This window comes from Streptomyces sp. NPDC050636 (genome assembly GCF_040654775.1).
Taxonomy (GTDB): domain Bacteria; phylum Actinomycetota; class Actinomycetes; order Streptomycetales; family Streptomycetaceae; genus Streptomyces.
In genome coordinates this window covers 54,643-77,062 of the sequence record NZ_JBFAIP010000030.1, presented here as the reverse complement: position 1 = coordinate 77,062, position 22,420 = coordinate 54,643, and the positions used below count along the sequence as shown (strand labels likewise).

The window sequence follows — 22,420 nt, the reverse complement described above, 5'->3', positions numbered from 1 at the left end:
GTCAGGTCCTAGATCCTCAGCTCGCCGGATAGCGGTCGATCGGCGGCGGCTTCGGTGCGGGCACTCCGGACAGGCCCAGCGTCGCGTCGTACGCCTTCTTCCAGTCGCCGTTCTTCTCGTCGGCGACGAGGGCGTCGTCCAGCGCGAACCGCAGCGCGTTGTCGTTGTGCGGGACCCCGATGCCGTACGGCTCCTCGGAGAACGGCTTGCCGACCACCTTCAGCTCGTCGGGCACCTTGGCGGCGTAGCCCAGCAGGATCGCGTCGTCGGTGGTGACCGCATCGACCTGGTAGGTCAGCAGGTTGTCGACGCACACCGAGTAGGTGTCGTAGGCGACCAGGTTCGCCTTGGGGTAGTCGGACTGGATGCGCTGGTACGGCGTCGAACCGGCCGCCGAGCAGACGCGTTTGCCGGCCAGGTCCTGGGGACCTTTGATGTCGTCCTCGTCGGCGCGGACCAGCAGCGACTGGCCGGCCATGTAGTACGGGCCGGCGAAGCCCACCAGCTTCTTGCGCTTGTCGTTGATGGTGTAGGTGCCGACGTAGAGATCGATCTGGCCGTTCTGCAGGGCGGTCTCGCGGTTGGCGGAGGCGATCGTCTTGAACTCGATCGCCTTCGGGGGGAAGCCGAGGGCCGCGGCCATCATCTTGGCGATCTCGATGTCGAAGCCCGTGTAGAGGCCGGACGCCGGGTCCTTCTCGCCGAGGTAGGGCTGGTCCTCCTTGGCGCCGATGATGAGGCGGCCGCGTTTCTTGGCCTTCGCCCACGTCGGCGAGTCGGGCAGCCGGAAATTCTTGGCGACCGTGTACTGGGGAAGTTCGCTGCCCTCGGGGCCCTTGACCGGCGGGCTGCCTTCCCTGCCGCAGCCGGCGGTGGCCAGCGCGAGTGCGGTGAGCGCGACCGCCACCAGGGCGCGGCGCAGCCGGGTGGAGTGAGGTGGGGAGTTACGTGGGGAGTGGAAATGCATCGCGGCGCCCCCGTTCAGTGCTTGAGGATCTTGGAGAGGAAGTCCTTCGCCCGGTCGCTCTCCGGAGCGGTGAAGAAGGCCTCGGGGGTGCGGTCCTCGACGATCCGGCCGTCGGCCATGAACACCACACGGTTGGCGGCGGAGCGGGCGAAACCCATCTCGTGGGTGACGACGACCATGGTCATCCCCTCCCGGGCGAGCTGCTGCATCACTTCCAGCACCTCGTTGATCATCTCCGGGTCGAGGGCCGAGGTCGGCTCGTCGAAGAGCAGCGCCTGCGGGTCCATGGCGAGTGCGCGGGCGATGGCGACGCGCTGCTGCTGGCCGCCGGATAGCTGCGCCGGATACTTGTCGGCCTGGGACGCGAGCCCGACCCGGTCCAGGAGTTCACGGGCCCGCCGGGCCGCTTCGTCCTTGTTCTTCTTACGGACCTTGATCGGCGCCAGCATCACATTGGCCAGCACGGTCTTGTGCGCGAAGAGGTTGAAGGACTGGAAGACCATGCCGACGTCGGCGCGCATCTGGGCCAGCGCGCGGCCTTCTTCGGGCAGTGGCTTGCCGGCGAGCGTGATGCTGCCCGACTCGATCGGTTCGAGGCGGTTGATGGCCCGGCACAAGGTGGACTTGCCGCCTCCGGAGGGCCCGATGATCACCACCACCTCCCCGCGGCCGACGGTGAGGTCGATGTCCTGGAGGACATGCAGTTGCCCGAAGTGCTTGTTGACCCCGCGCATTTCAATCAGCGCTTCACCGGCCATATGCAGACCTGCCCACTCTCATCCGTACAGCGGAGAGCCCGCAACTTACCGGCAGGAAAGGGACACTTCTCCACTGACACGCACATACGGATTATGTGAGGTGATAAGCCCAGGGCGGCCAGGGTGACGCATGCGGTCCCCGGGCAGCGGCGGGGCAGCGGTCCCTGCGGTCCGGCGCCCGTACCGCAGGGTCAGCTCTCCGAGGCCTCCGCGTAGAGCTGGGACAGCTCGGGCGCCCCGACATCGGCCCAGTCATGGCCCGCTTGCACCACATCGATCTCCCGTCCCGACTCCAGCCGGACCACCGGCTGCCCGTTCGGCCGCACCTGCCATACGGCGCCGCGCACCGTACGCACCAGGACGGTGCCGAGGTAGAGACCCGCGTCATTGCCGAGCCAGGGCACCACTTCGAGATCGTCCCGCCAGACCGGCTGCAGCTGGTCGAGCGCCTCCAACGACCGCACGGAATCGTCCAGTTCCACTCCCGCGGCGGCGGCCTGGGCCCGCAGCAGCTCACATTCGGACAGCAGCTCGATGACGCTGCCGGGGTCGGCGCGCACCGACTCCACGAGCGACACGGAATGGTCCGCGCGCGGACGCTTGCGCCACTTGTCCAGGAAAGACATGTTCATGGTGTGCAGGGTCCCACCCGCCCCGGGGGCGCGGCCACAGGCGCGCGGCGGGACGGTGACCCGATCGTCACCTTGACGTCCCCTTCCGGCCTCCCTACTTTCATGGCGCTCGGATCGGATCTGTGGGATCCGCAGGAGCTCCCCCAACCTCTCGCGGGAACGTCCGGATCGCAGCTCAACGCCTGCCTGTTGATGCCAGTTGATGCCATCGGGAGGAACGATTCATGCGCGTACGACGACGTATGTGGGGCGGCGCCCTGACGCTGCTGCTCGGCGCGGCGAGCTTGCCGGGCGGCACCGCTGTCGCGGCGACGGGGGCGACACCGCCGAGGGCTTCATCGATTCCGTCGGCTCCGTCGGCCCCGTCGGTCCCATCGGCCCCGTCGGCTCCGTCGGCTCAACACCCGCCCGGCTCGTTGCCCTTGGCGAGGCTCTTCGACAATACGGCGATCAGCGACGACTCCAGACCCGGCGCCGCCGACTTCGACGGTGCGGGCCACTCGCTGTCCGCACAGGACCTGACCGCGGCGGGCTGGTCGCGCGGGCGCGTCCTGGCGATCGACGGGGCGCGGCTCGGCTGGCCGCGCTCGGCGGCCGGGTCCCCGGACAATGTGGTGGCGGACGGGCAGGCGGTGACGGTGACCGGGCGGGGCGACGCGCTCACCTTCCTGGTCGCGGGCACGGGCGGGAGCGGCACGGACGGCGCGAGCAGCACGGACGGCGCGAGCGGCACGGACGGCGCGAGCGGCACGGCGGTCTCCGGTACGGGCACCGTGCGCTATCGCGACGGCTCCCGCAGCCACTACGAACTCAGCGCCCCCGACTGGCGGTCCGGGCCGCTGAGCACCAAGGCGGTGGCGCTGCCGCACATCAACGGCACGGGCGGGCAGACGGCGGAGACGGCGCGGCTGTACGCGGTGACCGTACCGCTGCGGGCCGGGCGCGAGGTGGCGTCGGTGGTGCTGCCCGCGGACCCGGGCACGGTGGGCGATCTGCATGTCTTCGCGGTGTCGGTACGCGACAGCGGGCAGGGCAGGACGGGGAGTTGGGCGGCGAGCACGGCCGGCTACCGGGCGGTCGGGCCGTGGCAGGACCGTACGCTGCGGCTCGTCGTACACGCCGGCGCGAGCGGGCCGAGGGCGCGGATACGGCTGGCGAACACCTTCGCGGCGGCGCCGGTGGACATAGGGGCGGCGAGCGTGGCGGTGCAGGGCTCTGGGGCGGCGGCGGAGGCCGCGCCGGTGCCGCTGACCTTCGGCCGGGGGCACGCCGGGACCCGCATCCCCGCGGGGGCCGAGGCGTTCAGCGATCCGGTGGACTTCACCGTCCCGGCCGATACCAACCTGCTGGTGAGCATCCATCTGCCGGGAACGGTGACGGCCGCGCCGGTGCATCAGGAGGCGACCCAGCTCTCGTACGTCAGCGCAGCGGGCAGCGGCGACCGCACCGGTGACAGCGGCGGCACGGCCTATCCGGAGACCATGACCATCTGGCCGTTCCTGACGGGTGTCGATGTCGAGGGAGGGCCCGGTTCGGTCGTGGCGTTGGGCGACTCGATCACCGATGGGGTGAAGTCGACGAGCGGCGCGAACCGGCGCTGGCCCGATGTGCTCGCCCGCCGCTTCCAGGCACAGAGCCTGGTCCCCCGGTACGGCGTGATCAACCATGGCATCTCGGCGAACCGCATTGTCACCGACCGCTATCAGGGCGACGGGGTCAGCACGGACGCCGGCGGGGTCAGTGCCCAGCACCGGCTGGAGCGGGACGTCCTGGCGCAGCCCGCAGCGCGGACCGTCGTCGTCTTCGAGGGCATCAACGATGTGCGCTGGGGTACGTCGGCGGACGAGGTCATCGGCGGCCTGCGGGCCATCGCCCGGCGCGCGCACGAACGCGGCCTGCGGGTCGTGGCGGCCACCGTCGCGCCTTGCGAGGGCTACCCCGACTGCACCCCAGCCGTCGAAGCCCGCCGCCAGGCCGTCAACGCGTTCATCCGCGACCACGGCGGTGTCTTCGACGCGGTGCTCGACTTCGACGCCGTGCTCCGCGATCCGCAGCGCCCTCAGCGGATGCTGGCCGCATACGACAGCGGCGACCATCTCCACCCCGGCGACACGGGCCTGAAGGCACTCGGCGACTCGGTGGACCTCCGGGCGCTGGTGCCCGGGCGCAGGGGCTGAGGGCAGCCAGGCGGGGCGACGAGGGGCGGAACGGTCACGCCCCTCGCCGGCCCCGCCCACAGGGGGCCCAGGGTCTGTCCTAGACCTCCAGATCCACCACCACCGGCGCATGGTCCGAGGCGCCCTTGCCCTTGCGCTCCTCGCGGTCGACATAGGCGTCCGAGACGGCCTTGGCGAACGGTTCGTTGCCGTAGACCAGGTCGATGCGCATGCCGTTGTTCTTGGGGAAGGCGAGCTGGCGGTAGTCCCAGTACGTGTACGGGCGGTCGTACTTGAGGGGGCGGGGTACGACATCCGTCAGGCCCGCCTCGCGGAGCGCGGACAGCGCGGCGCGCTCGGCGGGGGTGACATGGGTGGCGCCTTCGAAGACGGCGGGGTCCCAGACGTCGTCGTCGGTCGGCGCCACGTTGTAGTCGCCGAGGACCGCGAAGGGGCGGGCACCCGCGGCATCCTCGGCGACCGCTGCCTTCAGTGCCTCGAACCAGCCGAGCTTGTAGTCGTAGTGCGCGTGACCGACCTCGCGGCCGTTGGGGACGTACACCGACCAGACGCGGGCCGGGCCGCAGGTCGCCGCGATGGCACGCGGCTCCTCCACGCCTTCGTAGTCCGGACCGCCGGGCAGGCCGGCGACGACGTCCTCCAGGCCGACCTTGGACAGCAGGGCCACGCCGTTCCACCGGCCGTTGCAGTTGACGGCGGCTTCATAGCCCAGCTCGCGCAGCTCGTCGCGCGGGAACTGCTCGGCCGAGCACTTGGTCTCCTGGATGCACAGCACGTCCGTGCCGGTGCTCTCCAGCCAGGCCAGCAGCCTCGGGAGGCGGGCGGTGATCGAATTGACGTTCCAGGTCGCGATGCGCATGTCCGTAAACCTACAGGCAGGGTCTGACAGTCAGCCGAGTTCGATGGCGGTGCCGGGCGTGAGGCGGCCGTGATCCGTCCCGCCCAGTTTGTCGATCATGGAGTCGTAGACCGGCCGGGCGTGGTCCTGGAGCAGGCTGTCGTGGATATCGATGGCCCGGCGGGGCGCGACCTCGCGGACGTAGTCGATGATCTCGGCGACCTTGTTCCAGGGAGCGTGGACCGGCAGCAGCAGCGTGTCGACGCTGCGGCCCTCGGGGACGGTCAGCGCATCGCCCGGGTGGAAGACCGAGCCGTCGAGGAGAAAACCGACGTTGGTGACCCGGGGAATGTCGGGGTGAATGACGGCGTGCAGCTGTCCGTGCACCTCGACGTCGAAGCCGGCGGCGGTGAAGGTGTCGCCCTCGCCCACGGTGTGCACCCGCCCCGGGAAGGCGGCCGAGATCTGGTCGGCGACGCTGGCCAGGGTCCAGATCTCGGCGGCGGGGTTGGCCTCCATGGCGGCGCGCAGCCGTTCCTCGTTGAAGTGGTCCATGTGCTCATGGGTGACCAGGATCGCGTCCGCACCGACGGCCGCGTCCTCCTCGCTGAAGAGACCGGGGTCGATGACGAGCGTCTGCCCGTCCTTCCGGAGCCGGACACAGGCATGAGTCTTCTTCGTGAGTTCCATACGGCCATCTTGCCGCGCGCGATGTGCCGGCTCGCGCTGTGCCGCCACCGCCATCCGGCGCGGCTCCCTCACCCCTCGGGCTCACCCCTCGGGCGTCGTCTCCTCCCGTATCACCCGCTGGGCCACCGCGAACGCCGAGTTCACTGCCGGGACCCCGCAGTAGACCGCGGTGTGCAGCAGAACCTCCTTGATCTCCGTCGGAGTGAGGCCGTTGCGGAGTGCGGCGCGGGTGTGCAGCACCAGTTCCTCCTGGTGGCCGCCGGCGACCAGCGCGGTGAGGGTGATGATGCTTCGGGTGCGGCGGTCCAGGCCGGGTCTGGTCCAGACCTCGCCCCATGCGTACCGGGTGATGAAGTCGTGGAAGTCACCGGTGAAGTCGTCGGCCGCGGCCTCGACCCGGTCTACGTGCGCATCGCCGAGCACCTCGCGGCGGATCTTGATGCCCTGCTCGTACGTGCCGCCGCGGACCTGCTCCGGCTGGGTGCGGCCGGACTCTATGGCGGCGGGGGCCGTCTGCGGGGGCGGCGGGGGCGCGATCTGCGGCTTGGGGGCGGCGGCGCCGATCGCGGGCGGCGCGCCGGGGCCCGGCTTGTCGTGCCAGGCGGTGGTGAAGTGCCGGATGAGGAGCTCGGTGACGGCCGCGGGCTGCTCCACGGGCGCGAGGTGGGAGGTGCCGGGCACCAGCGCAAGGCTCGCGTCGGGAATGCCGGCGACCAGGGTGCGGGCGTCGGTGGTCGGGGTGACCTGGTCCTCGGAGCCGACGACGACGAGCGTGGGCACGCCGACCCGGCTGAGGGAGGACCGTACGTCATAGGAGGCGAGCGCCTCGCAGGCGGCGATGTAGCAGCCGGGGTCGGTGGTCCGCACCATCTGGACGGCCCACTCGACGATGGCGGGCTGGGCGCCCGCGAAGCCGGCTGTGAACCAGTGCTCGGGGGCGGTGCGGGCGATCGGGTCGAGCCCGTTCGTACGGATGACGACGCCGCGTTGACGCCAGGCGTCGGCGGTCCCGTAGCGCGGCGAGGAGGACACCAGCGCCAGGGAGGTGACCCGGTGCGGGCGGGTGAGGGCGAGCTGGGTGCCGATGGCGCCGCCGATGTTGCAGCCGGCGTAGCCGAAACGGTCCACGCCGAGGCCGTCGAGCGTGGTGACCAGGCGGTCCGCCAACTCGGCGATGGACGAAGCCGGGTGGGCGGGCGAACCGCCATGACCGGGCAGGTCGAAACGGATGACGCGCCAGTGGCGGGTCAGCTCGGGGATCTGCCGGTCCCACATGTGCCATGTGGTACCGAGCGACGCGCCCAGTACGAGTACGGGGGCGTCGTCGGGACCGTCAATCCGGTGCTGCAGGGTCTTCTCGCTCACCGGACCAAGCTACCGAACTCTCTGACGCGGTCCTGACACCCGGGTCAGGAAGGGCCGACACAAGGACGACCGAAAGCAGGGTAAGTGCAGGTCAGAGCCTTATGGTCGAGACGGTGCAGACGACCGGGTGACCCGGCTCGTCGTAGCTCACCATGATCCGCTGTACGGATGCGGTGCCTTGCTCGTGATCAGGACTGGGGCGTCTTCTGACCCATCAAGGCGGTGCTGGAGAGTGCGCGTCAGCATCTCACTCACACCCTGCACGCTCTCACGTCTCACCTGCACAGCCTGATCCAGGTCTGCCCGTGGCCCCGGCACGCCCCCGCGTACGCGCGGATGATCGGGGCGGAGCACGCCCGCCGTCTCCTGCGCGCCGCCAGCCAGCACCTCGCGCAGACTGCGCAGGACACCTCGCTCCCCCACCCCGTGCCCACCACGCTCACCGAAGCCGACTCCCTCGCCGCCGTCGTGGACGACATCGCCGCGAAGTTCCCGCCGCACTCCGGCTCCCTGCCCCGCACCCCCGCACCCCTGCCGGCCGCACCCCGCGATGGCGAGGAGGCGGTCGACGAGGAGCGGCTGCTGCTCGCGGCCGCGACCGCGCACCCTGGTGACGTCGAGCAGATGCGGTGGCTGGAGGTCGACGACTTCACGCGCCCCCTGCACGGCGGGCTGTGGCAGTGCCTGACCGCCCTGGCCCGGCGCCGTGCCCCCGTCGACCCCGTGACGGTCCTGTGGGAGGCACAGCAGCGCGGCCTCCTCGCATCCGGGACCGAGCCCACACAACTGCTCGACCTCCTTGACGCACCGGCCGACCCCCCGCAGTACTGGGGCGAGCGCATCCTCCAGCGCTCCCTCCTCGCGACCGCCCACCACGTCGGCCGTCGCATCGAGGCGGTCACCGACGACCCGGCCACCACGCCGTACCAGTTGGTCGTCGGCAGCCGCCGCGCGCTCGCTGACCTGTCCGCCGTGCGTACCCGCTGGCACCACGCCATCTCCCCCGTGCCGACGACCAGGCCCGCGCGCACCAGGGCCACGGCCCCGCCCCGGGCCGGCCCGCCACGGACCACGGCCCCGCCCGCCACGCGCGTCTCCCGCTGACCCCGAATCCGCCGGTGGCCGGACCTCCATGGTCCGGCCACCGGCAGAAAGAGAGCGCCCTTCGTGACGACACCCTCCATCAACGCGCATGTCCGCCTCGACACCCACCCCACGCACACCAGCGCCGTGACCGCCACCCTCACCGGCCCCCAAGCCCACGTCGCCTGCACTGCCCTGGAGGCTGACGGCTGGGAAGCCGTTACCCTCAACACCCTGGTCCTGGCCCGCATCGATCACGAGGAGCCCTACTGGGCGGAGAAAGCCGCACAGGCCCTGACCGCCGAGGGGATCACCACCGAGATCACTCCCCGGCTCCGCGAGGCGATCGATGAGGAATGGAAGTGGGCCAACTACACGATGCCCTGATGCACCCGCACCGAGGTCCGTGAGGTCTCCAACGAGGCCCAGAAGATTTACGACGACATCCGTCACGGCGCCTCCTCATCCACGCCCACGCCCACGCCCACGCCCAAGACAGCCACACCACCGTGGCAGTCGGCACCTACCTCGACAGCGGCAAGAGCGTCTATCTCCACGGCGAGAACCACCTGCGGCAGGTCGCCGAGACCTTCGACTCCCCCGCCCAGGCCCTGGTGTCCTTCGAACGGTTCCACGGCGACACCATGCGCCCCGGCCCCGCGCCGATGACCGACACCGAGCGCGCAGCCGCCAAAGCCCCCACCTCGCTCGGCACGCCGACCGCCGAGCCCGAACCGCCCGCCCCTGGACCGGAGATCGTGCCCGCCTACGCCGCCTACGCCGGCGACCACGACACCATCCTCGACGCACACGGCGACTGGGAGAAGTCAAGAACCTGGTCCCACGACACCACCCACGCCATCCACGAATCACAGACCCTGCGCATCGAGCAGGTCCACGAGGCCCACCCCCACGAGACCGCCTGGACCGTGGCCGCGTACGAGACACCCGTCTCCGACCGCATGTGGCACCTCACCGCGACAGGCGCCACCCCTGCCCCCGTGCTCCAAACCCTGCTGCACCACCTCGCCGAGGGCGACAGGTGGGACACCGCCGTCGGCGCTGCCGTGGACGAGAAGAGCGTCACCGCGGCCACGAAGCCCCTCACTGACGCCGGGTGGAAGCACACCGTGGACGGGCGCTGGATCCGCTCGACGAGCCCAGCCGAAGAGGCTGGCGTCCAGTTCGACGCCTTCACCGCCCAGAAACCGAATAGCACCCTCGCCACCTGGACCGTCTGGGCCGGCCCCAGCCTCAACCACCCCACCTGGACCCTCACGGCATCCCCTCACACCCCCAGCTCGTTGCTGGCCGACCTCGCCGAGAACGTCGCCCACGGAACCGGCACCGCCAGACCAACGCCGCTCCGCACGAGCACGGCTCGCGCCTCGGCACCACGCCACCAGCCACCCCTGCAGCAACGGCCAGGCATACGGTTGCCCGCGCCCGCTGACCGCCGGTAGAAGACTGGGGCCGAGACGCACGCGTATGCCCGCTCGCCGCTACGCAGTTTCGTTTGGATCATCGGGCAGACCACCCGATCTTTGGGCTTCCTCACCTCATGTCATGTGCGCCACCTACCCTTTGGGCTCAGCCATCTAGACACAATGGCCGCGGACCCGACCAGAAAGGCCCCACACCGTGGACCTGGACGAGATGTTCGGCGAAGGCTGGTGCGTAACCCTCGCCCCCCACCCACTCACCGAAACCCTCCACCTCATGGGCGTCGCCAACCCCGTCCCCTGCCCCGAGGGCGTGAGCCAAGCCGCAGACTTCCTTCAAGAGCACCAGGGCGAAGGCGGCTTCATCCTCGGCCGCGAAATGCCCGGCGGCTGGATCCTCACCATCGAAGGCGAAAGCTGGATCGGCTTCAATGACGAGGTCCTGCGCACCCTCGCCGCCGACGGCCGCACCGCGATCAGCGCCTACCGCGACCCCGACACGAGGACGGCCACCATCGCCCACGACGGCGCCATCCTCGGCCGCCTCGAACTGTCCGGCGGCTACTTCGACGGCCCCTCCGGCAGCGTGGACACCACCCACCCCGTCGTCGGCTCCCTCACCGCGGTCGGCTTCGACGCCTCCGACGACTGCGAACCCACCGGCGAAGCCGACACCGAAGAACCCGATGGCTGCCTCATCCTCGCCGTACGCGTCCTGACCGGCATCGCCCTCACCGCAGCCGACTTCGAGGGCCCTTGGACCGGCGGCGTCCTAACCCGGGCCTAAAACCATCTTGAAGGGCAAGCTAACGCGCGGGCAGGCTCGATGCGCTGTTAGCCGATCACCGGGGCCACGGGGGAAAAACCAGGCCCGACCGGAACCCCGGCAAACACGAGGGGGAAGAGCCAACGCATGCCGTTAATAGCTAAACCACGCACCAAAGTCCTGCTCGCGGCCATCGTCGCCGGAGCCTTCATCATCCCCACCACGGCCGCCGCATCTGAAAGCGAACCCGCGGCCAAGCCGGCACCGACCGAGCAGACCACCACCGGCATCAAGGACGCCCCCCACGGCATCCACATCAAGGTCGGCATCAACAAGAACAAGCTCGACGCCATCCGCACGGAAGCCAGGAAGGCCCGCGCCGAAGGACGCAAGCCCAACTTCGCCAATGAGCCGCTCAAGATGGGCAAGACCCTCAAGAACGGCAACAAGAAGAACGCCGCCCCGGACCTGTCCCTCCTCCAGGGAGCCAAGCTCTCCATGAAGGGAGCCGCCGCCAACGCAGCCGGTGATACCGCCCCGGCCGCGGCCGGGGCAACCACCAAGGGTGGACCATCCACCCAGGAATACGTGCCACCCCCAACCGGCGGACAAAACGACCAGGGCTGGGTTCCCATCGGCAGCCAGCCCGACACCGACCGCCTGGACGCCTGCTTCAACGGCCTCGGACTCAACCAGGCCCGCGTCTATAACCGTTACACAACCTGCTCCAAGTACCGCTTCACGGCCGAATACTGGTCGGTAGACAACAGCGGCGTTCCCGTCGAACACGAAGGCGACACCGTCGCCACCATCAAGGTCTTCGGACAGGGCGACGCAAAGGAACGCCGCACCCGGATCTTCTCCGAGATCGAGAAGGACTCCGTGGACTACCAGTGGGGCCCCATTGACGACTGGTGGACCGCCCCCGGCGTCCCCTTCTCGCTCATGGGCCAGTGCTCCCAGGACTACACCACCTGCGGTGCCGCACCCAGCTCCTACACCTACCCCTGGGCCACCTGGGACAACAACCCCACCTGGGCCCACTGGGACATCTCCAACAACCCCGACAAGGGCAAGGGCCGCGACAAGATCTCCTACAATCAGTGGTACGTGGAGATGTTCACCGACGGCGGCGGCTACAAGACCTTCGACAGCGGCGAGACCCCTGAACGCATCCAGCGCTGCGACTCCGCCGGCTACATGCGGGACTTGAACGGAACCTTCCCCAAAGCCTGCATCTTCTCCGAAGCCGTGCCGCACCTGACCTACAGCACGGGCACGAACAACCACCACGGCGTCAGCGACCACATCCGGGAAGCGTTCAACAACCCCAACAACACCTACCCCTCCCCCGTACCGCCGCAGACGAAGAAGATCCCCGGCCAATACACCGGAGACCCGAACTCGCCGGGCCTGCACCGCATCACCGAGAAGCTGCACAAGAAGACCTACGTCGACAACCGCGCCCACAAGAACGGCGCCTGCTACGGCAAGGGCAAGTACAAGAAGCTCTACGAGAAGACCGGCATCCCGGTCTCCGAGCGCCCCGACACCTCCTACCAGGACTGCGACGAGTACCCCTTCGCCTCCACCCTGGAGGGCGCGGCAAGCAAGAAGTGGGACTTCTCCGTCAAGGCCGTCAACAGGGAGCAGAACGAGGAAGGGGGGCGCATGCTGCGCCGCTACTACCTCAACGACCGCATCCTCGCCTGGGACGAGTCCCTGGGCGAGGGAGAGAACGACGAATACTACGTGCGCATCAGGTAACACTGCGCCCGAGCAAGATCGGGGCCCCCTTCACCGCCCGTGCAGTGAAGGGGGCCCCTTCGTCCGTACACGCCTAGAAGCAGCTGCACGCGCAGTTGGCTTTGTACGCGAGAACGGGTTCTGGCTCAACTTCTGTGGAGCGATCGCGGAGAGTTAGATGCTTGCGGCTTCACGCTGCCTTTGCCGATGGCGACAGCCCATGCTGTGCCTGCCGAATACGCAGGGCGAACATGCGGGTGACAGAGTTCAGGATCTTGGCATCGGCTGCGGCTGGACCATCCGTGTTGATGTTCACATAGGCGTAAACAGAGTCCACGCGGAGGTTGATCGAGGTGCTGCAGTATTTCTTGCCTAGGCAGTACGAGGCCGTGAACGCTGCGTCTACGTCCGGGATCTGCACAGGCCCAAATTGGGCGCCTGCCAACTGGGACTTCTTCTCCGTGTACCTACCGATGGCCTGAGCTCGGGTCTGGAAGGACTTGATACCGAATCCGACAACGCCTTCGAGGTCGGTCGCAGCGTAACCCTGGGAGGCCAAAATGCCGCCGTCTTTGGGGTTAGCCCCCAGGACACGGAGCGTGCCGGATTTTTCCCAGCCCGGAGGGACATCGTCCAAGTCCGGGAGCACGGCCCGTACTTGTTTCTCGCCCAGGACTCTGGCGGCTTCAGCCGAAGGCGTGTCGTTCGGGGTTGGGCTGTGCTCGTCAGCGTCCGTCCCGGATCCACACCCGAACAGGGGCATAACCGCCGCAATCAGGCAAAGATCCTGAACTGTCCTCTTGGTTCGCAACACCTGTTCCCCCTCCAGTGGCAAGCGATCAGCCCGACGATCTTATGGGTGCCTTCGAGTGTTACTCACTCACGGCAGTCGTAAGATCACCACTGTCCGTCACGACAACAGGACCCTTTTTCGAAGGAGTTGGAAGCCGGCCCTGCCGAACATCTGGCGCTTGAGCATCTTGATGCGGTTGACGTGTCCCTCGACGACTCCCGAGTTCCAGGGCAGGGTCAGTCCGGCGATGACGGCGTCGCGGTCGCGGTCAATCCCGGTGGCGAGAGTGTGGAGGCTGGGCAGGTCGTCCTGCCGGACGGCCTCGAGCCAGTCCGGCAGGTGCTGACCCTGGCGGACGGTGAGCATGGCCGCGAAGGACCGGATGTGGCGGGTGAGAGCGTCGAGTTCGGGGCAGTGCGTCCGAACGTCCTTGAGTTGGAGTTGCTCGGACTCGGTGAGGGTTTCCGGATGCCGGAGGATCCATCCGGCGACGACCCGGGGCGAGGGCGGCCGTGCAGTCACCGGCCGCGGTGACGTGCGTTTGTCGTGCAGGTAGGCGCGAACGCGCTGGTAGCTGCCCTCGTAGCCGAGCGGCACGATCTCCTCCCATAGCTTCCACGCGTTGGTGCAGCCCTCGCTCCAGCGGTTATCCAGGTAGGGCTTGTAGTCGTCGAGGACGGAGGGCCGGTTCTGCCACTGGCCGGTGAACAACTCCTCCGGCGTCGCGGCGTTGGCGAACTGCTTGACGGTGCGGTAGGTCATCCCGAGCTGCCGCTGAACCGAGCGCCGGCTGTGTCCTGCCTTCAGCAGGTCGTGGACGGCTGCGTGCCGGGCCCGGCTCCGGTCGGCGAATCGGTGTCCTCGCGGCCAAGGTGAAGCGGACGGGTCCGCGTCCGGGACAGCCTCGGGTTCGGGTTGAGGCGCCGCGGGCGCCAGGACGCGCAGGCAGCGGCGGTGCTGGGCGACGCTCCGCTCGGCGGCTTCGCTCAAGTTGTGCCAGAGATGCCACCGGTCCGCGACCTGGACCGCCTGCGGCGCTCCGGCCGCCGCGCCCTCGGCGAAGAACGGCGCGCGGTCCCGGCAGACGACCTCGACACCGGGCCGCTGTGCGAGCCAGGCCGCCAGGCTCGACGCCTCCCGGTCTGGGAGCAGATCGACCGGACGGCGGGTTTCGACGTCCACCAGGACAGTGCCGTAGTAGTGGCCCTTGCGAGTGGCGTACTCGTCGACGCCGACCACCCGCGGCGCCGGCACCTCCGGCTCGGGAAGCGCGTCGACCAGGCGCAAGACCGTGCTTCGGCTGACGGACACTCCGAGGACGGAGGCCAGGCGAGCACCTGCCCGGCCCGCCAGGGCGAGACCAACCGCGGCCAGGGTCGAGCGCAGCCGCTCGGTGCGCTGGCCGTACCTGCGGGTCAGGCCAGGTATCTGCTCCACGAAGGTCCGGCGCGGACACACGGTGTTCTGGCAAGTGAACCGGCGAACTCGTATCTGGAGTACGACGCTTCGTCCGGCACTTGGCACATCAGCGGGAAACCGCAGATAGGAGCCGTGAACATGGGGCGACCAGGCCCCGCATCCCGGGCAGGCCGCACCGGCCGCGGTGCCTTTCGCGTCAACACGTACTTTCTCGACATTCACGTCCACCGACAGCACCGCGACGTCCGCGATGGACGGGAACAACAGCTCTTTCAGCCGGAGCACGACTTCTTCCACGGCTCCGAACTGTCAGCCCATCCGCCTTGGCCACGCTCATTTTCAGGCGACTTCGGGTGCCACCCGTAGACGCTCAGCCGTCACTCAGAGTGGCCACACCACAGAAGTTGAGCCAGAACCCGAGAACGGTTCTGGCTCGCTTTCCGTGACGCAGTTGCTCTCCGTCACGTGAAGAGAACGCGCTTTCGGAGAAGTCGGAAGCCGGCACGACAGAAGACCATCGCCGAGGCCACCCGCCCCCTGGCCGACGCCGACTGGCCGCAAACAGTCGAAGGACGTTGGATCCAGTGGACTCCGGCGGACGACAACGACGCGGGCGTCCAGTTCGACGCCTTCGCCGCCCAGAAGCACAACAGCCCGCTGCCGACCTGGACCGTGTGGGGCGGCAACACCCTCCACCAGCCCACCTGGGCCCTGCGCTTCTGATGGCCTACACCCCCGGCGACGGCACGCTCAGGCCGCAGGCCACGCAGTTGGCCATGCGCAACATCGTGCGAGCATGGGGCATGCAGGAGGGTGGCTTCGCCGAGAACCCGAGGATCAAGGACGAACCTGTCATTGCATCGCTGAAAGGATCCACCGTTACCGTCACCGGCATTCCGGGCCTCACGCTGAGTCGGGCGACCAATGGCGAATGGGCGGACATCGCGCGGCGCCGTGGACAGATCTTCCTGTCGGTGGCCACACGAGTCTTAGCGGGCGGAATGGCTGCTCCGGAAGCCCGCATCATGGATTACGTCCAGGACTTGCGCACCATTCGCTCGGCCGCATCCATGCTCGTACCGGTGAGCTGACACTCCCGGCGCTCGCGCTGCCAGCTGAACCCGGCACCTGCCCCGCCGCAGTCAGGGCCGCCACCGCTTCCGGGGGCGGCCCTGATTCGGGCGCTGTTGGCGAATTCGTCCTGCTGGTCCATCCCGTGGGAAGGAGTACCGGCGGTGCCTCTGCGCTCAGTTCCCCAGGGCGCTCAGCACGGCGAAGCCGAGGAAGGCAGCCCCGACGAACAACAGGAACACCACCGGTCCCACCATGTGCCGAGGTGTGTACACCCGTGCCGACTGCGGGTCGCGCGGCAGATACACCACCGGCACGTTGCATCCGGTCGCCAGCCCCAGCCCGGACCCACGTATCCGAGGCGTGAACTTCACACGGTGGCCCTGCTGGTCTCGGAATGCGATGACCGGCACCCAAATCGACCCGTCGCTGTCGGACCGTACGTTGTCGACCACGACACCGCGCGTCCTGATCCCGTCCCGCCGGAGCCGCCGCACCACCAGCGCCTCGCGTAACCCGAGCCAAAGGGGCAGCAATCCGGCTGCCCCGCACGCCACAACAGATGTGAACCCGTTTGACATGCTGCCACTTCTTCCGTCTCGTCCTGCGTTTCGAGCCGTCGCATGCGGGAGGACGCGTCGCCCTCATCGGTGGTTACGGCCTTCGTCGGACCGGCTACGACATATCTGAATTACCAACGGGACGGATTCGCCAACAACGCCCGCTCGTGGAGGCCCGCGAGTTCCACAGTGCCAGTACTGCAACGGTGTTTGTGCTGATGGGAGGGCAGTTCTATGGGCTGTGTCCGATGGGCCCGGTGGCGGCCCGGTGCGTGGTTCGTTCATGGCGCCATGCGGCAGAGAAGCGGACTTGGCCCCGACGGCTGCCGGGGTCACGTCAGTTCCCATGCGGAGTGCGCGGCTTCACAACAGCGCACTCGGCGTACCTACCCTGGGCGAAGAGTTGACGCGCGATCTCCGCTGCCTGTTCTTCGTCTCGCCGGTGAACTTCCGCGACAATGAGTTGCTGAATCGTGTGGGGTCGGTGCTGCAGTTCGTGTAGCGCGTGTCCGTCCATGGTCGCGTGAGTTTCGTTGATCACAATATTCAACCGACATGCCCGTTCTTCGTTGCCGGCGGCCTGAGCCTGAGGTGCTACCGCTCCACCAACGGCAAGAGCCGCGATCATTCCGGCAACCACAGTGCCGATTTTCGCTCGCTTCTGCATGGCACTTCACGTTCCTGTCTTTGTGGTGCCGCGGCGCCCGGAGGGCTGTGCGGCTGACACGGGGATGCTTTCCGCCCCAACGCCCATCAGCTACCCGGAGTTTCATTGAGTGGACCGCTGCGAATGTTTCGGGACAGCGGCGTGACAGGCCCGTGACGCGCCTACGACAACCCGTGACGAGGTCACAACAATGGGCGTGACGGCGGTGCTCACGTCACGGTGGCGAGGCAGTTTCGTTGTCCGTGCAGATGCGACCACGTCTCGTCGTCCGAGGGACGAAGCGGGCGAAGGGACCATCGGACAGGCCCTCGGCTGGCCGGAACGACGCCAGCGCGGCTCGGTCACGCGATCTGTCGGACACGCCTTAGGGCAGGGGGTCGTGAGCGGCTTCGGTGGTCATTGCGCGGGTGATGGCACGTGCGACGGCGACCACGGCGGGGATGTGCGTGGCTGGTTGGTTCTGCTGGGAGGGGGTGATGACCGAGATCGCGGCGATGGTGGTTTGGTGTCGGTCGAGGATGGGTGCGGCGACGCCGGTCATCGGGGTGTCCCATTGGGGACGGGAGAACACCGCGTACCGGTCGCGGCGGATGGCCGCGAGCTTGGGCCGCAGCGCGTCGGCCGTTGCGGCCAGATCCAGGTTGTCGTCGTCGGCTGGGTGGTCGGCGGTGAGGAAGTCCTCTTGGAACTGGGTGGGGGCGAAGGACAGCAGGACGAGTCCGGGAGCGGTGGCGTGCAGGGGGAGTCGGCCGCCGACCCGGTACATCACGCGCGGGGCATCGTGCGCGGACAGCCGCTCGACGAGGACGCCTTCGAGGCCCTCGCGTACGACCAGTTGCACGTGCTGGCGTGTGGCGTGCCAGAGGTCTTGCAGGTAGGGAAGGGCGACGGTGCGCAGGCCGTGGCCGCGGGGTGCCACGGTGGCGATCTCAAGGAGTCGTAGGCCGATGGTGTAGTGGCCGGAGTCGGTGCGTTCCAGGGCGCCGTGCTCGGTGAGTTGGCGGGCGATGCGTAGCGCGGTGGCCTTGGGCAGGTCCGCCCGCGCGGCCAGGGCAGTCAGCGACAGCTCGGGTACGTCCGGCCCGAAGCAGGCGAGGATGCGAAAGGCCCGGTCCAGGAGGGGTTCACCGTGAGCCGGGCGCTGTCCCCGGGCGCGGGATGGTCCCTCGTTCGTGCCGTTGCCGTCGTGCGAGCTGTTCACACCGGGCCCCCGTGGATCGCGCCGGATGGGTCCACTCAATGAAACCAGGGGTAGCCGACCGTCGACCGACCGGCGAGCATCTTCCCAGCCGGCCCCCCTTGGCGGCGCTCGCTTCTCGACTAGACACTGGAGGAACTAGCAATGACCCGAATTCGTAAAAGCCTCGTCGCCGCTACCACAGCCCTGGCGATCGCGGGTATTGGCGCCGTCGCAGTTGTCGCCACACCCGGAACAGCGCAGGCAGCCCCCGCGAAAGGCATTGCCAACAAGGCCCCAATACACCTTGGCACAATGAAGTGGTGGAACGCGGCTAAGGGATTTGGGTTCATCGCCTACAACACCGCCCAGGGCGTAAAGGATATCTTCGTGAACTGGACCGATGTCGTCGGTCACCGTTGGTTGGAGCAAGGCGACATGGTCATGTTCGACATTGGTCAGGGGCCTAGGGGCGAAATTGCCGTCAACGTGGTGTACCTCGGCGGCTAATTCTGTACCCGGCGCCCCGACAGCGGGAAAGCGGCTGGGGCCCAGGCGCCCGGTAGCGCCCTGGCACCCAGTCGGCCTGATCAGGAAGCTCGATCCTCATCCACAAGTTCTATGCCACCAGCCATGGCGGCCCCTTCCCTGCGAGCCACCCAACCAGCCGACCAGCAAACGGGCATGGCCACCGGCTGGGCAGTTTCGACTTCGTGACGTCCGGGCGGGCGGAGTACCGGTCGAACCACTCCGGAGGAGTCTAGGCGGACAGCCATGTGGGAGCCGCTGCGGCCAGCACGTTCAGTGCCGCCCGCAGGGTCTCCACCGCGAACTCCAGACGGTTCAGCTCGCGCACTGCGGCCAATACGTGGGTGGCGTCACTGCGCTGCCGCCCGCCTGCTTTGAGCAGCCCGTTCGCTGCCGCCCGCTCCAGCACCGCATGCAGGATGCGGGCCTCGATGCCGCCGATCAGCCGGTCTCGGAACTCGCTGAGCACGGAGAAATCGAAGCCTGTATCGGTCAGCTCCAGCCCGAGCGCGTATTGCCAGTCGATGCGCGAGCGCACCGCGTGTGCGGCCTGCCGGTCGGACAGGCCCTCGGCGAACTGCAGGACCGAGACCAGCGCGAGCCTCGCGGGTGAGGCAGTCGGCCGGCTCCTGCTGGAGAAGAGACCAGCGAACTCCTCGTCGCTGAACAAAGGCCCGAGCGCATCGCGCACCCGAACCGCCAGACAACCACGCGGGACGCCTCACGGGCCACCCTCGCCGTCTCCTCCGGAACTTCCCCCGGCACCTCGGGTCGCAAGGACACCGTCACCCTCCCCAAGACACGCGTCGGTCTGCACCACCAACTCAGTGGTGCGGACCGACGTCACGCTGTACTCAGGGATTTACCAACGGTGTCTGATTCGCTGACGCCCTTTGTTGTCAGGCTCTGCACGGTTTATGCAGGCGCAGGCCAGCCGTCGAACGAGAGAATTGAACCGCCCGAGAGGTGACGCTGCACGGCGACCAGGGTGGTGCGGCTGAAGGGCTGCGGGAGATTGTCCGGAGACGCCCATTCGACTACATCGTGCTTTTCCGGTTCCGCATTGCGGGGCTGGCCACGCCACTGATCGGTATGGAAGACCAGGGCCATGTACATCCCTGGAGCCTCATCGCCCCATGACCCATGAATGACATGGACGAGACGAAGCGACTCCTCGTCGACCAGGAGCCCTGTCTCTTCCTTGAGTTCGCGGGCTGCCGTGGCGGTGACCGGCTCTTGAGGCTCACCCTTGCCACTCGGGACATCCCACTCTCCGGGGGCAAAGTCCAAATGGTCAGAGCGCCGGAGGACGAGAAGCCTGTTGCTGACGGGATCGGTGACAAGCACAGCCGCGACGAGGCGTGTTGTCATAGGTTCGGTCTTCCACTTGGCCTGCGGAGCACGCTCAGACAATGGCGTTCCCTCAAAACGATCCGGCGTCTGTGAACGCTTGGCCGTGAGACACAGCCAGTGTGGTGCAGGACCGAGGTGGCGCGCCTGTGAATTAATTGGCCGACCGCATCGCCGAGCCACCCAGGTGCCGTGGCGCTGCCCGCTCCCCACGGACGGAAGCCGGCCCGTCTGCCACAGCGTCGACCAGGACGCTCAGCTCTCAGAGTGCAGCGTCGACGGCCGGGGTGCCGATGGCTTCGGCGACACGGACTGCGGGATCGATTACATCGAGCAGGCGACCGGCGCGCATGTCGGCCGACAGGTCGCGGAGAGCGGCACGGAGGCTGTGGTGGTTCCACTGGGTACGGGCGATGCCCTCCGCGAGCAGCTGCTCTGCGGCGCTCGGCTGCCAGTCGCCGGCGCGAAGGTCTTCATGGAGGGTGACGGCGTCTCGGGCCAGGGACTCGGCGAGGGCGTCGGTCATACCGGGCTCAACGGCGAGACTGGTTGCAGGTCACGAGCTGGCGCATGAAGACCAGCAGGAGCATCGAAGCGCGCTATACCCAGTGCGGCTATGTACACGAGTAGCGGACGTCGTTTTGAGGCGAGACCGGCCCGAGCCCGTCGAGGGCGCCGTCGTGTTGGTACCCCTCCGAGGGCCGATGAGGACGCCCGCCCTGGCGATGACGGCCGCGTAGGTGACGACGTCGTGGACCGCTACGCCGAGCTGGACGGTGGCATTGAGGCGTTCGGGGCGGATGCCGCGCAGGTACAGCCAGAGCTGGCGGCGGCAGTGGTAGAGGTACTGGACCGTGGCCGCGTACGAGACACCCGTCTCCGACCGCATGTGGCACCTCACCGCGACAGCCGCCACCCCTGCCCCCGTGCTCCAAACCCTGCTGCACCACCTCGCCGAGGGCGACGGCTGGGACACCGCCGTCGGCGCTCCCGTGGACGAGAAGAGCGTCACCGCGGCCACGAAGCCCCTCACCGAAGCCGGTTGGAAGCACACCGTGAACGGGCGCTGGATCCGCTGGACGAGCCCCGCCCAAGAGGCAGGTGTCCAGTTCGACGCCTTCGCCGCCCAGAAACCGAACAGCACCCTCGCCACCTGGACCATCTGGGCCGGCCCCAGCCTCAACCACCCCACCTGGACCCTCACGGCATCCCCTCACACCCCCAGCTCGTTGCTGGCCGACCTCGCCGAGAACGTCGCCCACGGAACCGGCACCGCCAGACCAACGCCGCTCCGCACGAGCGCGGCTCGCGCCTCGGCACCACGCCGCCAGCCATCCCGGCAACGGCCAGGCATACAGCTAGGCCGTTTCGTTTGGATCAGCGTGCGGACCAGAGGAAGATGCCCGCGATGTGGAGTCCGGCCTGAGTTGCCCCAAACAGCCGCCCCCGCAACGCGCGGATGTCGGTCAGCCGGCCCAGCCGATTTCGCGGACCTCGATCGCCCCCGTCGTGTGACATGTACTGGATCCAGCTTCTCTGCACCGATGCCGTCGGCCGTCTCTCCAACATTGGCTCCTATCGAGCAGTAGCGGTTCTGGATCACTTTCCGTGAAGGGCTGACTGAACGTAATGTCGGTTGCTCACTACGCTGGCCCGTATGACCAGCAGGATGAGCCGCAGTGAGCCAGTACTACGACATGGGCGACCAGACCCTGTGGAACCCGTCCAATGGGGCCTCCCGGCTGTTCATGAGCCAGGTAAACGTCTATGAAGCCGAGGTGGGGCTGCCGTCCGGCATCGGGCCTATGAAGGCTGACGAGTGCCAGATCGACCCCACCGTATTCAAAGCGTTCGTCGACGCCCTGCTCGCGTGGCACCGCAGAACGAGCCACGCTGTCATGACAGTCCTGTCCGAGGGGTTCGTCACCACGGTGCTGGTCCTGGCGGAGAGAGCGTGCATCGAGGTGAACTGGCAGCCAGCCGGCCATGCTAAGGGCGGCGAGCACAAGGATGTTCAGGTCCCGACGGCCCCGGGTTCCTCTGAGGTGGTGTGGGCAGCCGACCTTCGGCAGAAGTCACGCGAGGTGGGCCGCTTCATGCCGACCTGAGCCAGGTCTGCCAGCACCTGCGGAGGACTCTGACGCCATCAGAAACGATGTCCTGCGAGTAGAGCAGGACACGCTTGCGGAAAAGGTCGAAGCTGGCTCGGCCGAACATCTGGCGTTTGAGCATTTTGATGCGGTTGACGTGTCCTTCGACGACGCCGGAGTTCCAGGGCAGTGTGAGGCCGTCCGTGTCGGCGGCCTCTCGATGCGAGAGATCGAGCGTAAGTGCGGCGCCACGTGACGTACGGTGCGAAAGCGCTGGATCATCCTGGGTAGCCGCGAAAGA

Annotated in this window: 25 protein-coding genes and 1 pseudogene; 11 read left to right on the top strand and 15 right to left on the bottom strand. The window is 68.1% G+C overall.

Annotation, left to right across the window (positions count from 1 at the left end; genetic code table 11):
- Positions 1-16: 16 nt before the first annotated feature.
- From AB0I10_RS22235 to AB0I10_RS22225, 3 genes are all read right to left on the bottom strand, one after another.
- Positions 17-967 (bottom strand): glutamate ABC transporter substrate-binding protein, encoded by a 951-nt coding sequence (locus AB0I10_RS22235; RefSeq protein ID WP_363154279.1) that lies wholly within the window; start codon positions 965-967, stop codon positions 17-19.
- Positions 968-981: 14 nt separating this feature from the next.
- The gene (locus tag AB0I10_RS22230) at positions 982-1,725 is read right to left on the bottom strand and encodes an amino acid ABC transporter ATP-binding protein (protein ID WP_363154278.1); all 744 of its coding nucleotides are present in this window, start codon (positions 1,723-1,725) and stop codon (positions 982-984) included.
- A 191-nt stretch (positions 1,726-1,916) separates the two neighbouring features.
- Complete coding sequence (locus tag AB0I10_RS22225; RefSeq protein ID WP_363154277.1) at positions 1,917-2,357, bottom strand: DUF6278 family protein; 441 nt, start codon at positions 2,355-2,357, stop codon at positions 1,917-1,919.
- 224 nt (positions 2,358-2,581) lie between these two features.
- Between AB0I10_RS22225 and AB0I10_RS22220 the strand changes: the two genes are divergently transcribed.
- Positions 2,582-4,534: a GDSL-type esterase/lipase family protein gene (locus tag AB0I10_RS22220; protein ID WP_363154276.1), complete on the top strand. Its 1,953-nt coding sequence runs from the start codon at positions 2,582-2,584 to the stop codon at positions 4,532-4,534.
- A gap of 79 nt (positions 4,535-4,613) precedes the next feature.
- Here AB0I10_RS22220 and AB0I10_RS22215 read toward each other — a convergent pair whose 3' ends face one another.
- From AB0I10_RS22215 to pcaC, 3 genes are all read right to left on the bottom strand, one after another.
- Entirely contained in the window at positions 4,614-5,393 is a 780-nt protein-coding gene (locus AB0I10_RS22215; protein WP_363154275.1) for an exodeoxyribonuclease III, read from the bottom strand.
- A 30-nt stretch (positions 5,394-5,423) separates the two neighbouring features.
- On the bottom strand, positions 5,424-6,062 hold the full coding sequence (locus tag AB0I10_RS22210) for an MBL fold metallo-hydrolase (protein WP_363154274.1): 639 nt from the start codon (positions 6,060-6,062) through the stop codon (positions 5,424-5,426).
- An 81-nt stretch (positions 6,063-6,143) separates the two neighbouring features.
- The gene (pcaC, locus tag AB0I10_RS22205) at positions 6,144-7,427 is read right to left on the bottom strand and encodes a 4-carboxymuconolactone decarboxylase (protein ID WP_363154273.1); all 1,284 of its coding nucleotides are present in this window, start codon (positions 7,425-7,427) and stop codon (positions 6,144-6,146) included.
- Between the two features lie 222 nt (positions 7,428-7,649).
- On the opposite strand from pcaC, the gene AB0I10_RS22200 reads away from it, so the two are divergent.
- The 5 genes from AB0I10_RS22200 (at position 7,650) to AB0I10_RS22180 (ending at position 12,485) form a co-directional block, all read left to right on the top strand.
- Positions 7,650-8,531 (top strand): DnaB-like helicase N-terminal domain-containing protein, encoded by an 882-nt coding sequence (locus tag AB0I10_RS22200; protein ID WP_363154272.1) that lies wholly within the window; start codon positions 7,650-7,652, stop codon positions 8,529-8,531.
- A 63-nt stretch (positions 8,532-8,594) separates the two neighbouring features.
- Positions 8,595-8,897, top strand: a complete 303-nt coding sequence (locus AB0I10_RS22195; protein WP_363154271.1) for a hypothetical protein — start codon at positions 8,595-8,597, stop codon at positions 8,895-8,897.
- A gap of 122 nt (positions 8,898-9,019) precedes the next feature.
- Positions 9,020-9,973, top strand: coding sequence for a DUF317 domain-containing protein (locus AB0I10_RS22190; RefSeq protein WP_363154270.1), 954 nt, complete (start codon positions 9,020-9,022; stop codon positions 9,971-9,973).
- 178 nt (positions 9,974-10,151) lie between these two features.
- On the top strand, positions 10,152-10,739 hold the full coding sequence (locus AB0I10_RS22185) for a DUF6461 domain-containing protein (RefSeq protein WP_363154269.1): 588 nt from the start codon (positions 10,152-10,154) through the stop codon (positions 10,737-10,739).
- A 126-nt stretch (positions 10,740-10,865) separates the two neighbouring features.
- Entirely contained in the window at positions 10,866-12,485 is a 1,620-nt protein-coding gene (locus tag AB0I10_RS22180) for a hypothetical protein (RefSeq protein WP_363154268.1), read from the top strand.
- Between the two features lie 169 nt (positions 12,486-12,654).
- Here the strand turns inward: AB0I10_RS22180 and AB0I10_RS22175 are convergent, their stop codons facing one another.
- Positions 12,655-13,278 carry a hypothetical protein gene (locus AB0I10_RS22175; protein WP_363154267.1) on the bottom strand — a complete coding sequence of 208 codons (624 nt, stop codon included), beginning with the start codon at positions 13,276-13,278 and terminating at the stop codon, positions 12,655-12,657.
- A 96-nt stretch (positions 13,279-13,374) separates the two neighbouring features.
- Complete coding sequence (locus AB0I10_RS22170; RefSeq protein WP_363154291.1) at positions 13,375-14,913, bottom strand: ISL3 family transposase; 1,539 nt, start codon at positions 14,911-14,913, stop codon at positions 13,375-13,377.
- A 228-nt stretch (positions 14,914-15,141) separates the two neighbouring features.
- Here AB0I10_RS22170 and AB0I10_RS22165 point away from each other — a divergent pair, with 228 nt between their 5' ends.
- Positions 15,142-15,399 (top strand): hypothetical protein, encoded by a 258-nt coding sequence (locus AB0I10_RS22165; protein WP_363154266.1) that lies wholly within the window; start codon positions 15,142-15,144, stop codon positions 15,397-15,399.
- Complete coding sequence (locus tag AB0I10_RS22160) at positions 15,399-15,767, top strand: DUF5949 family protein (RefSeq protein WP_363154265.1); 369 nt, start codon at positions 15,399-15,401, stop codon at positions 15,765-15,767. Before AB0I10_RS22165 ends, AB0I10_RS22160 begins: the two co-directional genes overlap by 1 nt.
- Before the next feature lie 156 nt (positions 15,768-15,923).
- On the opposite strand, the gene AB0I10_RS22155 is transcribed toward AB0I10_RS22160, so the two are convergent.
- From AB0I10_RS22155 to AB0I10_RS22145, 3 genes are all read right to left on the bottom strand, one after another.
- Positions 15,924-16,328, bottom strand: a complete 405-nt coding sequence (locus tag AB0I10_RS22155) for a DUF3592 domain-containing protein (protein ID WP_363154264.1) — start codon at positions 16,326-16,328, stop codon at positions 15,924-15,926.
- Positions 16,329-16,644: 316 nt separating this feature from the next.
- Entirely contained in the window at positions 16,645-16,974 is a 330-nt protein-coding gene (locus AB0I10_RS22150; RefSeq protein ID WP_363154263.1) for a hypothetical protein, read from the bottom strand.
- Between the two features lie 364 nt (positions 16,975-17,338).
- Positions 17,339-18,175 carry an IclR family transcriptional regulator gene (locus AB0I10_RS22145; RefSeq protein ID WP_363154262.1) on the bottom strand — a complete coding sequence of 279 codons (837 nt, stop codon included), beginning with the start codon at positions 18,173-18,175 and terminating at the stop codon, positions 17,339-17,341.
- Positions 18,176-18,451: 276 nt separating this feature from the next.
- On the opposite strand from AB0I10_RS22145, the gene AB0I10_RS22140 reads away from it, so the two are divergent.
- Positions 18,452-18,661, top strand: a complete 210-nt coding sequence (locus AB0I10_RS22140; protein ID WP_363154290.1) for a cold shock domain-containing protein — start codon at positions 18,452-18,454, stop codon at positions 18,659-18,661.
- Positions 18,662-18,914: 253 nt separating this feature from the next.
- Here AB0I10_RS22140 and AB0I10_RS22135 read toward each other — a convergent pair.
- The 4 genes and pseudogenes from AB0I10_RS22135 to AB0I10_RS22120 form a co-directional block, all read right to left on the bottom strand.
- Positions 18,915-19,462: pseudogene (locus AB0I10_RS22135) on the bottom strand (transposase); the annotation flags it as partial.
- A 132-nt stretch (positions 19,463-19,594) separates the two neighbouring features.
- A complete protein-coding gene (locus tag AB0I10_RS22130) occupies positions 19,595-20,050 on the bottom strand; it encodes an NUDIX domain-containing protein (protein ID WP_363154261.1) in 456 nt (151 codons plus the stop codon).
- A gap of 241 nt (positions 20,051-20,291) precedes the next feature.
- Positions 20,292-20,555, bottom strand: coding sequence for a hypothetical protein (locus tag AB0I10_RS22125; RefSeq protein WP_363154260.1), 264 nt, complete (start codon positions 20,553-20,555; stop codon positions 20,292-20,294).
- Positions 20,556-20,585: 30 nt separating this feature from the next.
- Positions 20,586-20,918 (bottom strand): Dna2/Cas4 domain-containing protein, encoded by a 333-nt coding sequence (locus AB0I10_RS22120; RefSeq protein ID WP_363154259.1) that lies wholly within the window; start codon positions 20,916-20,918, stop codon positions 20,586-20,588.
- Between AB0I10_RS22120 and AB0I10_RS22115 the strand changes: the two genes are divergently transcribed.
- Entirely contained in the window at positions 20,884-21,618 is a 735-nt protein-coding gene (locus AB0I10_RS22115; protein WP_363154258.1) for a DUF317 domain-containing protein, read from the top strand. The genes AB0I10_RS22120 and AB0I10_RS22115 overlap by 35 nt on opposite strands.
- A 90-nt stretch (positions 21,619-21,708) precedes the next feature.
- On the top strand, positions 21,709-22,137 hold the full coding sequence (locus AB0I10_RS22110) for a DUF6086 family protein (protein WP_363154257.1): 429 nt from the start codon (positions 21,709-21,711) through the stop codon (positions 22,135-22,137).
- Positions 22,138-22,420 lie beyond the last annotated feature (283 nt).